Origin of the sequence: Pseudomonas sp., from assembly GCF_049645325.1 — a bacterium.
Taxonomy (GTDB): Bacteria; Pseudomonadota; Gammaproteobacteria; order Pseudomonadales; family Pseudomonadaceae; genus Aquipseudomonas.
The window spans coordinates 1-10,844 of record NZ_JBARTQ010000642.1 but is presented as its reverse complement, the minus strand read 5'-3'; the positions used below and the strand labels follow the sequence as shown (position 1 = coordinate 10,844).

Below are 10,844 nucleotides of genomic sequence, written 5' to 3'. Positions count from 1 at the left end.
GCTGACCCACCGCCTTCGCGAGCAAGCCCGCTCCCACAGGTTCAGCGCAAGACTGGCAGGCTGGTGGTGGACTTGATCTCCGACAAAGCCACGATCGAATTGACCTCCTGAATCCCCGGCACCATCGACAGCTTTTCAAAGAAAAACCGCTCATACGCCTCAATGTCCGAGGTGACGATGCGCAGCAGAAAATCCACCGCCCCCATCAGCACATAACACTCCAACACTTCCGGAAACCCGCGAATCGCGTCGGTGAATTCAGTGAAGTTGGAGCGCCCGTGGGCGTTGAGTTTGACCTCCGCAAAAATCTGCGTGTTGAGGCCGATCTTCTTGCGGTCCAGCAGCGTCACCTGGCCGCGGATAACACCTTCCTCCTTGAGCCGCTGGATGCGCCGCCAGCACGGCGACTGCGACAGGCCGACCTGCTCGGCGATCTGCGCGCTGGAGAGTGAAGCGTCTTCTTGAAGCAGGGCCAGGATGCGACGGTCGTAGACGTCTAACTCGCTGTGCATATATTTGCCTTTGATGGTGCTTATATTGAATCAAGTAATTCGATTATTCGCCAGTCGAGCCCATTTTAGATAAGAAATCTCCCGCGCCGAATGTAAAAATTTCTCCAGTCGAAACTGGAGAGTCAGCATGCACGCCGTCGAAACTACCCACCCCGTTGCCCGCGTCGATGCGTGGGCCATCAACAGCGCCCATTGCCAGGCGCATTACCGGATCGTCGCCGAGGCAGAACCGGACGTGCTGTGCCGCGTACTCAACTATTTCGCGCTGCAGTTTCTGACGCCGCAGCAAGTCAGCGTGAACCGCGATGAAGACCTGTTGAACATTGATGTGGTGATGGACGGCCTGAGCTGGCACCGCGCCCAAGTGATCGGTGAAAAGATTCGTAACCTGATCAGTGTGTGCTCGCTGGACCTGTGGCCGGCCGATTCCACGCGGCCTGAAGCGGTAGCGGCCATCGCTCGGTAAAAGCCTGCAATACACGCTGGGAGGAGAAAACGCAGGGGCTGGCTAGCCTGGGATCAAGCCCGCCACCTTCCAGGAGATCTTCATGCTCGCTGTTCTGCCGGATCACCGCTTGGACCTGCATCAATTGTTGCCCGTGCTGGCCGAACAGGGGCTGATTACGCCAGAGGTGGCGCGTAAGTTATCGGCAGTCTCTTGCGCCCTGCACCCTCTGGAATGCATCGCCGCCGAAGGGTTTTGCCTGGAAACCCTGACGCAATGGCTGGCCCGGCATAGCGGGCAACCTTATTTGCGTATCGACCCGTTGAAGATCGACGTGGCGACAGTCGTGCCTTTGATGTCCCAGGCTTTTGCGCAGCGCCACGCCATACTTGCGGTGGCCGTGGATGCGCAGAGCGTCACTGTCGCCAGCGCGCAGCCCTATGCCACCGGCTGGGAGGCCGGCCTGGCGCAGGTGCTCAAGCGCACGATCATACGGGTGGTCGCCAACCCACAGGAGATTCAGCGCTGCATCGCAGAGTTCTACCGGCTGGCCAGGTCGGTCAGCGGTGCTGACCAGAGAGGGTCAACACCGGGTAATTTCGAACTGCTCAACCTCGGCGCCAGCGACAAGGAACCGGATGCCGACGATGCCCACATCATCAATATCGTCGACTGGCTGCTGCAGTACGCCTTTGACCAGCGCGCCAGCGATATTCATCTCGAACCTTGTCGCGACCAGGGCCACGTGCGTTTTCGCATTGATGGGCTGCTGCACGATGTCTATCAGTTTCCACCGCAAGTCACCCTGGCGGTGGTCAGCCGCCTGAAAAGCCTCGGCCGCATGAATGTGGCGGAAAAACGCAAACCCCAAGACGGCCGGGTGAAAACCAAAAGCCCCACGGGCATCGAAGTGGAATTGCGCCTTTCCACCTTGCCGACAGTGTTTGGCGAGAAACTGGTGATGCGGATTTTCGACCCGCAGGTGCTGCTCAAGGACTTCGACCAATTGGGCCTGGGCGCCGATGACCAGCAGCATTGGCAGGCCATGACCCGCCAGAGCAACGGCATCATCCTGGTCACCGGGCCGACCGGCTCGGGCAAGACCAGTACCCTCTACAGCACCCTCAAGCAACTGGCGACCCGCGAGGTCAACCTGTGCACGGTAGAAGACCCGATCGAGATGGTTGAGCCGGCCTTCAACCAGATGCAAGTGCAGCACAACATCGACCTGACGTTCGCCAGCGGCATCCGCGCGCTGCTGCGCCAAGACCCGGACATCATCATGATTGGCGAGATCCGCGACCAGGAAACCGCAGAGATGGCTATCCAGGCTGCACTGACCGGGCACCTCGTACTGTCGACCCTGCACACCAACGATGCCCCGAGCGCCATCAGCCGCTTGCAGGAACTTGGAATTGCTCATTATTTGATCAAAGCTACGCTTATAGGGGTGATGGCGCAGCGTCTGGTGCGGCTTTTGTGCCCTCACTGCAAACGCGCGGTGAATGGGCAAGGCGGCGTCTACGAAGCGAACGGCTGCGTGGAGTGTCGTGACAGCGGCTATCGAGGTCGCGCCGGGCTCTACGAAATCATGCTGATGGACGAGACGCTCAAGGCGCTGATCACCCCCGGCGCCGACGCGGGGGCCCTGCGTCGGGCTTCACTGGGGCAAGGCATGCGCAGCCTGCGAATGGCGGGTGTCGACAAAGTAAATGCCGGGCTGACAACCCTGGCAGAAGTATTACGGGTGACGCCTGGGGATTCAGAAACAAATGATTTGATTGTTCGCCCGTGAAACCGTCCTTATCCGTGACCAGGCCGTTACACTCGGCGCACGTCGCTTCACTGACACCATCAGATAGGGAATCGCTATGCAGATCGGAACCGTACTGCTTCTTTTCGTGGGCTTGGCCGTCGCCATCCTGTTCATGGGTTTTAAAGTGGTGCCTCAGGGCTACCAGTGGACCGTCGAACGTTTCGGCCGCTACACCAACACGCTCAAGCCCGGCCTCAATATCATCATCCCGGTCATGGACCGCATCGGTCGCAAGATCAACGTGATGGAAAGCGTGCTGGACATCCCGCCCCAGGAAGTCATCACCGCCGACAACGCCACCGTGCAGATCGACGCCGTCTGTTTTTTCCAGGTCGTCAACACCGCCCAGGCCGCTTACGAGGTGAACAACCTCGAACACGCCATCCGCAACCTGCTGCAAACCAATATTCGCACCGTACTCGGCTCCATGGAGCTGGATGCAATGCTGAGCCAGCGCGATGGCATCAACGAAAAACTGCTGCGCACGGTCGATGAGGCCACCGCGCCGTGGGGCATCAAGATCACCCGTATCGAGATCAAGGACATAAGCCCGCCTGCGGACCTGATGGCCGCCATGTCCGGGCAGATGAAAGCCGAGCGGATCAAACGCGCGCAAATCCTGGAAGCCGAAGGCCTGCGGGCGTCGGCGATCCTGACGGCAGAAGGCAAGAAGCAGGCGCAGATTCTTGAAGCGGAAGGGGGTCGCCAAGCCGCGTTCCTGGAGTCTGAAGCCCGTGAGCGTCAAGCCGAGGCAGAGGCCCGCGCGACCCAAGTCGTCTCGGAAGCGATCGCCACCGGTAACGTGCAGGCCATCAATTACTTTGTCGCACAGAAATACATCGATGCGCTGGGCAAGCTGGCCTCGGCCAACAACAGCAAAGTCATCCTGATGCCGCTGGAAGCCAGCCAGGTGATTGGCGCTGTCGGTGGTATCGGCGAAATCGTCAAGGCCACCTTCGACAACAAGAAAGGCTGAGGCAATCGCCATGTGGGATTTCCTGCAGCATCTGTCGTTCTGGGACTGGCTGGCATTCGGCACCGTGCTGTTGATTCTTGAGGTTTTCGGCGCCGGTGGTTATCTGTTGTGGATGGGGATCGCCGCGGCTGCCGTGGGTGTAATCAAGTTCCTTGTACCGCCTCTTGGCCTGGAATGGCAACTGCTGCTTTTTGCCGTGTTGTCGATCCTGACAGCGGTGTACTGGTGGAAACGCCAGCGCAGCAGCGCCAAGGTCAGCGACCAGCCGGGGCTGAACATGCGTGGTTCGGAGCTGCTCGGTCGCACTTTTTTGGTGCATCAGGCAATCATCGACGGCCGAGGCAAGATAAAAGTCGGTGACGGCGTATGGATCGTGGCGGGGCCCGACAGCCCTGTGGGCGCTCAAGTACGGGTGATTGGCCAAAACGGCGCGATTTTGCAGGTTGAAACTGTTTAGTCAGGATTGAACTCGATTGGGTTAACTACAATCATAAAGTACAGATAACCCACCCGGAGTCACCCATCATGCGTCTCAAATATGCTGTCGCAACCCTCGCTGTGCTTTCCCTACCTGTCGGTTCAGCCATGGCCGACAGCTTCTGGCGCAATGTCATCTCGTCCGGCGCTACCACCGGCTCGACGTACCTGACTTTCAAGGACCACAAGCTGGTGGTTGCCGCCCAAGACGACGCAGGCAGCTTTGTTGCCAGCGACGGCGGCATCCGCGGCCCGTACCTGGAAGCTGCCATGCAGAAAGTCCGTGCCGACAACCCTGGCCTGCAAGCCACGGACATGGAGCTGGCAAACGCCATCCTCGCCAAAAATGCTGTTACCGAGTAACAGCCCCGATAAAAAATGCCGCTTTTCCAAGCGGCATTTTTTTGCCCGCAACATGACGATTCGTTCACGCCCGACAGGCTATATTCAGTCGAACCGTGTAACCATGCGGTACTGATACATTTAATACTCATCGCCTATCTGAAACGGATGCCTTCGTCGTCATGAGCCAACAGCCCTTTCTGCCGTTTTCCAAACCTACCATTGATGAGGCCACCATCGCGGCGGTCGGCGATGTACTGCGCTCGGGCTGGATCACCAGTGGGCCGAAAGTGCAGGCGTTCGAAGCACAACTGTCGGAATACTTTGGCGGTCGCCCAGTGCGCACCTTCAACTCCGGCACCTGCACCATGGAGATTGCGTTGCGCATCGCAGGCATCGGGCCTGGCGATGAAGTGATCACCACGCCGATTTCCTGGGTCGCTACGGCCAACGTGATTCTGGAAGTGGGCGCCACACCGGTGTTTGCTGATATCGACCCGGTCACCCGCAATATCGACTTGGCCCAGGTGGAAGCCGCGATCACCCCGCGCACCAAGGCGATCATCCCGGTGTACCTGGCCGGCCTGCCCCTGGACATGCCGATGCTGTATGCCCTGGCCAACAAGTACAACCTGCGCATCGTCGAAGACGCCGCCCAGGCGTTGGGCTCAAGCTGGAATGGCGAGCGCATCGGCGCGACCGGCGATTTCGTGTCGTTCAGCTTTCAAGCCAACAAGAACATCACGTCGTCCGAAGGCGGTTGCCTGGTGTTGAACAACGCCGAAGAAGCGCGCCTGGCCGAAAAGTACCGCCTGCAGGGCGTGACCCGCACCGGCTTCGACGGCCTGGATGTGGATGTGTTGGGCGGCAAGTTCAACATGACCGATATCGCCGCAGCGATTGGCCTGGGCCAGTTCGCCCATATCGAGAAGATTACTGCACACCGCCAAAACCTGGCACGGCACTACTTCAAGTGCTTCGGCAGTGACTTTGAAGAGAAATACGGCGCGCAACTGCCACCGGCAGATTTCGAAAACAGCAACTGGCACTTGTTCCAGCTGGTGCTGCCGGAGCGTCAGGATGGGCTGCCGGCACGCGCCACGTTCATGGAGCAGATGCAGGCCCACGGCGTCGGCATTGGCTATCACTACCCGCCGATCCACCTGCTGAGCCTTTATCGGGCACAGGGGTTCAAGGAAGGTATGTTCCCGGTGTCGGAGCGTGTTGGGCGTTTGATCGTATCGTTGCCGATGTTCACGGCAATGACAGAGGCGGATGTCGAGCGGTCGGTAGCGGCAGTAAAAACCGTGCTAAAGCCGGACTGAAAAAACTGCCCGCTATCCACAATCAAATGTGGGAGCTGGCTTGCCAGCGATGCCGTCACCTCGGTGTACCTGTTACACCGCAGTGAAGCCATCGTGGCAAGCCAGCTCCCACATTGATTTGAACTGTTCCGACTGCCCGCGATTACTCGCCGATGAAGGCTTTATAGCCAGCTGCATCCAACAGGTTTTCCAGATCAGCCGCGTTGGCAGGCTTGAGCTTGAAGATCCACGCGCCGTAAGGGTCGGAGTTCAACAGCTCCGGCTCGCCGCTCAGGGCGTCGTTCACCGCGATCACTTCACCGGCAATCGGCGAGTAGATATCCGAAGCGGCTTTCACCGATTCAACCACCCCAGCCTGGTCTTCAGCGGCAAATACATTGCCGACCTCTGTCAGCTCAACGAACACCACATCACCCAAGGCTTCCTGGGCATGGTCGGAGATACCGACGGTCACGGTGCCGTCAGCTTCCAGACGTGCCCATTCGTGACTTTTGGCAAAACGCAGGTCGGCAGGGATATCGCTCATAGTCTGTGTCCTCAAGAAGAAATGTCAGCGGCCTTTGGCCTGCCGGAATAGGTTAGATCAAGGTTTTGCCATGGCGCACGAAGGTCGGCTTGACCACTCGAACCGGGTACCACTTGCCGCGGATTTCCACTTCGGCCCGATCGGCGGTGGCCGTCGGTACACGCGCCAGGGCAATGGATTTGCTCAGCGTAGGAGAGAAACTACCACTGGTGATCTCCCCTTCGCCAACATTGGCGATACGAACCACTTGGTGAGCGCGTAAAACCCCACGTTCTTCCAGTACCAGCCCGACCAATTTGAACTGCACACCCGCCGCCTTTTCCGCTTCCAGCGCGGCGCGGCCGATGAAGTTACGCTCGGCGGGCTCCCAGGCGATGCTCCAGGCCATATTGGCCGCAAGCGGCGAAATGTCCTGGTGGATATCCTGACCATACAGGTTCATGCCGGCTTCCAGGCGCAGCGTATCGCGGGCGCCGAGACCGATGGGGGAAATACCCGCGCCAACCAGGTCGTTGAAAAAACCAGGAGCCTGATCGGCAGGCAGCACGATTTCCAGACCGTCTTCGCCGGTGTACCCCGTGCGGGCGATAAACCAATCACCGTCGGCCTGGCCTTCAAAAGGTTTGAGCTGGTTAATCAGGTTGCCACGGGACTGAGTGACCAGTTCGGCGATTTTCTGCCGGGCGTGGGGGCCCTGGATGGCGAGCATGGCTAATTCGGGCCGCTCATGCAGTTGCGCCGAGTAGTTGCCCAATTGCGCCTGCATCCAGGCCATGTCCTGGTCACGCGTAGCGGCGTTGACCACCAGGCGGTAACCGCCTTCGGTGCGGTAGACGATCATGTCGTCCACCACGCCGCCCTGCTCGTTGAGCATGGCGCTGTAAAGCGCACGGCCGCAGCCATGCAAACGATCAACGTCATTGGCCAGCAGGTGCTGGAGCCATTCCTTGGCCTGAAGGCCTGTGACATCGATCACGGTCATATGGGATACATCAAACACCCCGCAGTCGCGTCGCACCTGATGGTGTTCTTCAACTTGCGAGCCGTAGTGCAAAGGCATATCCCAACCGCCAAAATCGACCATTTTCGCGCCGAGGGCGAGATGCAGGTCATACAGAGGCGTACGCTGTCCCATGGGTTTCTCCTTCCGGGCTTGGCGAAGGTGCGCGCAGCTGCTGTTTGCGCCTGAACACCTTGAATTAAAAGGCCTGCAGCCACGCCCAGCGACCCGCTCCGAAAGACGAAGCGCACCGAATGCCGCGCATTGTAGCCGCAAGCCGTAGGACTGGCACCTAACCGATTGACCGCGCGGAGCGTCGAATCAGCCCGATTACCGGCAACAGCCCGACCAGCACCAGGGTCAGCGCCGGCAACGATGCCCGCGCCCACTCGCCTTCGCTGGTCATTTCAAAGATGCGCACCGCGAGCGTGTCCCAGCCAAACGGGCGCATCAGCAAGGTCGCGGGCATTTCCTTGAGCACATCGACAAACACCAGGAGTGCCGCGCTCAGCGTCCCCGGCAACAACAACGGCAGATACACTTTGCAAAACAGTCGTGGCCCGCTGACGCCAAGGCTGCGCGCCGCTTCCGGCAACGATGGGCGAATTCGCGCCAGGCTGTTTTCAAGTGGGCCATAGGCTACTGCGAGGAAACGCACCAGATACGCCAGCACCAGCGCCGGCAGGCTGCCCAACAGCAATGGCCTGCCCGCCCCCCCCAGCCAGCCCGACAGCGGCACCACCAGTTCACGGTCCAGGTAGCTGAACGCCAACATGATCGACACCGCCAGCACCGAACCCGGCAAGGCGTAGCCGACGTTGGCCAGGCTGATACCGGAGCGAATCGCCCGCGTCGGCGACAGGCGATTGGCAAAAGCCAGTATCAGCGCCACGCTGACGGTGATCAGCGCTGCAATGCCGCCCAGATAGAGGGTGTGGAGGATCAAGCCGGTGTAACGCTCGTCCAGGTCAAACCGACCGCGTTGCCAGAACCAAGCAACCAGTTGCAGCATCGGAATGACAAAGGCACAGGCGAGCACCAAGCCGCACCAGGTACTGGCCGCCGCTGCCTTGAACCCGCGCAGGTGATACAGCGCCTTGCCCCGGGGCCGCTCATTGCTCGGGCGACTGGCGCCGCGGGCACGGCGCTCGCCATACAGCACGAGCATCACCACCAGCAGCAATAGGCTGGCCAACTGCGCAGCGCTCGAGAGACTGAAGAAACCGTACCAGGTCTTGTAGATGGCGGTGGTGAAGGTATCGAAGTTGAACACCGCGACCGCGCCGAAATCTGCCAGGGTTTCCATCAAGGCCAGCGCCACCCCGGCGCCGATCGCCGGCCGCGCCATGGGCAGCGCCACGCGCCAGAAGGCTTGCCACGGAGACTGCCCCAGCACCCGCGCCGCTTCCAGCAGGCCTTTGCCTTGCGCCAGGAACGCGGTGCGCGCCAGCAGGTAGACGTAGGGATAGAACACCAGCACCAACACAATGATCACGCCGCTGGTGGAGCGCACCCGTGGCAGGCGCAGGCCTGTGCCAAACCACTCACGCAGCAGGGTTTGCACCGGCCCGGAGAAGTCCAGCAGGCCGACGAACACAAACGCCAGCACATAGGCCGGAATCGCGAAGGGCAGCATCAGCGCCCAGTCGAGCCAGCGTCGACCGGGGAATTCGCAGAGGCTGGTGAGCCAGGCCAGGCTCACGCCCAACAAGGTCACGCCAACGCCGACGCCCAGCACTAAGGTCAAGGTATTGCCCAGCAGGCGCGGCATCTGGGTTTCCCAGAGGTGGGACCAGATCTGTTGATCAATGCTTTGCCAGGACAGCAGCAATACGCTCAGCGGCAGCAGCACCAGGGCGGCGACAGTGAAAACCGGCAGGTACCAGCGGCGTTGGGCGGGGTGGGCCAAGGTTGTTTCTCGGTGAATTAATATCTTGAAGTCTGCACAAACCCTTGTGGGAACTGGCTTGCCTGCGATGCAGACGCTGCGGTATGTCAGGCATACCGAGGTGATGCAATCGCAAACAAGCCAGCCCCCACACAAACCAGTTCCCACAGGGGGAGTTGCGGCGCTTTTAGTTCCAGCCGGCGCGATCCATCAGGCGAATCGCCTCAGCCTGACGCTTGCCCGCCACTTCCACCGGCAAGGTGTCGGCCACGAACTTGCCCCACGTCGCTACTTCTGCCGAAGGCGGCACGGCCGGGTTGGCCGGGAATTCCTGGTTCACATCGGCAAAGATCTTCTGCGCCTCAGGCGTGGTCATCCACTCAACCAGCGCTTTGGCCGCTTCCGGGTGGGGCGCGTGCTTGGTCAGGCCGATACCCGACAGGTTCACGTGCACACCTCGGTCACCTTGGTTCGGCCAGAACAGCTTCACCGCCAGGTCCGGCTTCTGCTTGTGCAGGCGGCCGTAGTAGTAGGTGTTGACGATGCCTACGTCGCACTGCCCGGCGTTGATCGCCTCCAGCACCGCGATGTCATCGGAGAACACGTCGGTGGAGAGGTTGTTGACCCAGCCCTTGACGATTTCTTCGGTCTTGGCCGCGCCGTGGGTTTCGATCAGGGTGGCGGTCAGCGACTGGTTGTAGACCTTTTTCGCGGTGCGCAGGCACAGGCGACCTTCCCATTGTTTGTCGGCCAGGCCCTCGTAGGTGGTCAGGTCTTGTGGTTTCACGCGGGCGGTGGAATAAGCGATGGTCCGCGCGCGCAGGCTCAGGCCGGTCCAGGCGTGGGCGGAGGAGCGGTATTGAAGCGGGATGTTCTTGTCGATCACGTCGGAGGTGAACGGTTGCAGGATGCCCATTTGCTCGGCTTGCCAGAGGTTGCCGGCGTCAACGGTGAGCAGCAGGTCGGCGGTGGCGTTTTCGCCTTCGGCCTTGATGCGCTGCATCAGCGGGGCTTCCTTGTCGGTGATGAACTTCACCTGTACGCCGGTCTTCTTGGTGTAAGCGTCGAACACCGGTTTGATCAGTTCGTCTATGCGTGAGGAGTAGACCACGACTTCGTCGGCCGCCTGTGCGGTGGTGCTGCCGATAAGGGTGAGTGCCAGGGCAGTCAGGAGGCGCTTGGGTGCCAACATGGGTGCGGTCTCTCATTTGCAAAAAGAGGGCAAATGATAAGGACTCACATTTGGTGGCGCTTGGTGGAGGAGTTACCAGATGTTGCGTGGCTGGGTGGATGGGTTGTATTGCGGCATCGGTATGTCACGGTTTTTACTGCGCTGGAGTTGTGACCAGGGGGGTTGTGGTGGTTACTTGGTTGGGGGGGATATCCGTTATTGGGATTATGGCTTCAATGGGTTCCGCTCTTACAGCGGCTCACTTTTGGTGGAGCGCAAAAGTAAGCAAAACGCTCTTGCCCCTCCACTCGGTGCCTCGCTGTGGCTCGGCATGCCCGCACTCCGGCTTGAATCCGTGGGCCGCCG

Annotated in this window: 11 protein-coding genes and 1 pseudogene; 7 read left to right on the top strand and 5 right to left on the bottom strand. The window is 60.1% G+C overall.

Features of this window, described 5'->3' with window-relative positions:
- Nucleotides 1–41 precede the first annotated feature (41 nt).
- A complete protein-coding gene (locus tag WBB95_RS27510) occupies nt 42–512 on the bottom strand; it encodes an Lrp/AsnC family transcriptional regulator (protein WP_033897555.1) in 471 nt (156 codons plus the stop codon).
- 127 nt (nt 513–639) lie between these two features.
- On the opposite strand from WBB95_RS27510, the gene WBB95_RS27505 reads away from it, so the two are divergent.
- The 6 genes from WBB95_RS27505 (at nt 640) to WBB95_RS27480 (ending at nt 5,893) form a co-directional block, all read left to right on the top strand.
- Nucleotides 640–978 carry a hypothetical protein gene (locus WBB95_RS27505; protein WP_424490435.1) on the top strand — a complete coding sequence of 113 codons (339 nt, stop codon included), beginning with the start codon at nt 640–642 and terminating at the stop codon, nt 976–978.
- Between the two features lie 82 nt (nt 979–1,060).
- Nucleotides 1,061–2,752 carry a GspE/PulE family protein gene (locus tag WBB95_RS27500; protein ID WP_424490434.1) on the top strand — a complete coding sequence of 564 codons (1,692 nt, stop codon included), beginning with the start codon at nt 1,061–1,063 and terminating at the stop codon, nt 2,750–2,752.
- 76 nt (nt 2,753–2,828) lie between these two features.
- Entirely contained in the window at nt 2,829–3,749 is a 921-nt protein-coding gene (locus WBB95_RS27495; RefSeq protein WP_024077991.1) for an SPFH domain-containing protein, read from the top strand.
- A gap of 10 nt (nt 3,750–3,759) precedes the next feature.
- The gene (locus WBB95_RS27490; protein ID WP_424490433.1) at nt 3,760–4,206 is read left to right on the top strand and encodes an NfeD family protein; all 447 of its coding nucleotides are present in this window, start codon (nt 3,760–3,762) and stop codon (nt 4,204–4,206) included.
- A 68-nt stretch (nt 4,207–4,274) separates the two neighbouring features.
- A complete protein-coding gene (locus WBB95_RS27485; RefSeq protein WP_003176799.1) occupies nt 4,275–4,589 on the top strand; it encodes a DUF2388 domain-containing protein in 315 nt (104 codons plus the stop codon).
- Between the two features lie 161 nt (nt 4,590–4,750).
- Nucleotides 4,751–5,893: a DegT/DnrJ/EryC1/StrS family aminotransferase gene (locus WBB95_RS27480; protein ID WP_424490432.1), complete on the top strand. Its 1,143-nt coding sequence runs from the start codon at nt 4,751–4,753 to the stop codon at nt 5,891–5,893.
- A gap of 142 nt (nt 5,894–6,035) precedes the next feature.
- Here WBB95_RS27480 and gcvH read toward each other — a convergent pair whose 3' ends face one another.
- The 4 genes from gcvH to WBB95_RS27460 all read right to left on the bottom strand — a co-directional run bounded on the left by gcvH (nt 6,036) and on the right by WBB95_RS27460 (nt 10,499).
- The gene (gene gcvH / locus WBB95_RS27475; RefSeq protein ID WP_424490431.1) at nt 6,036–6,419 is read right to left on the bottom strand and encodes a glycine cleavage system protein GcvH; all 384 of its coding nucleotides are present in this window, start codon (nt 6,417–6,419) and stop codon (nt 6,036–6,038) included.
- Nucleotides 6,420–6,471: 52 nt separating this feature from the next.
- A complete protein-coding gene (gene gcvT, locus WBB95_RS27470; RefSeq protein WP_424490430.1) occupies nt 6,472–7,554 on the bottom strand; it encodes a glycine cleavage system aminomethyltransferase GcvT in 1,083 nt (360 codons plus the stop codon).
- Between the two features lie 157 nt (nt 7,555–7,711).
- The gene (locus WBB95_RS27465; protein WP_424490429.1) at nt 7,712–9,328 is read right to left on the bottom strand and encodes an ABC transporter permease; all 1,617 of its coding nucleotides are present in this window, start codon (nt 9,326–9,328) and stop codon (nt 7,712–7,714) included.
- A gap of 166 nt (nt 9,329–9,494) precedes the next feature.
- Nucleotides 9,495–10,499 carry an extracellular solute-binding protein gene (locus WBB95_RS27460; protein ID WP_424490428.1) on the bottom strand — a complete coding sequence of 335 codons (1,005 nt, stop codon included), beginning with the start codon at nt 10,497–10,499 and terminating at the stop codon, nt 9,495–9,497.
- 79 nt (nt 10,500–10,578) lie between these two features.
- Between WBB95_RS27460 and WBB95_RS27455 the strand changes: the two are divergent.
- A pseudogene (locus WBB95_RS27455) lies at nt 10,579–10,844 on the top strand (hypothetical protein); the annotation flags it as partial.

Coding starts and splice junctions, on each gene's coding strand:
- WBB95_RS27510 (WP_033897555.1), bottom strand. CDS start 512: ATGCACAGCGAGTTAGACGTCTACGACCGTCGCATCCTGGCCCTGCTT.
- WBB95_RS27505 (WP_424490435.1), top strand. CDS start 640: ATGCACGCCGTCGAAACTACCCACCCCGTTGCCCGCGTCGATGCGTGG.
- WBB95_RS27500 (WP_424490434.1), top strand. CDS start 1,061: ATGCTCGCTGTTCTGCCGGATCACCGCTTGGACCTGCATCAATTGTTG.
- WBB95_RS27495 (WP_024077991.1), top strand. CDS start 2,829: ATGCAGATCGGAACCGTACTGCTTCTTTTCGTGGGCTTGGCCGTCGCC.
- WBB95_RS27490 (WP_424490433.1), top strand. CDS start 3,760: ATGTGGGATTTCCTGCAGCATCTGTCGTTCTGGGACTGGCTGGCATTC.
- WBB95_RS27485 (WP_003176799.1), top strand. CDS start 4,275: ATGCGTCTCAAATATGCTGTCGCAACCCTCGCTGTGCTTTCCCTACCT.
- WBB95_RS27480 (WP_424490432.1), top strand. CDS start 4,751: ATGAGCCAACAGCCCTTTCTGCCGTTTTCCAAACCTACCATTGATGAG.
- gcvH (WP_424490431.1), bottom strand. CDS start 6,419: ATGAGCGATATCCCTGCCGACCTGCGTTTTGCCAAAAGTCACGAATGG.
- gcvT (WP_424490430.1), bottom strand. CDS start 7,554: ATGGGACAGCGTACGCCTCTGTATGACCTGCATCTCGCCCTCGGCGCG.
- WBB95_RS27460 (WP_424490428.1), bottom strand. CDS start 10,499: ATGTTGGCACCCAAGCGCCTCCTGACTGCCCTGGCACTCACCCTTATC.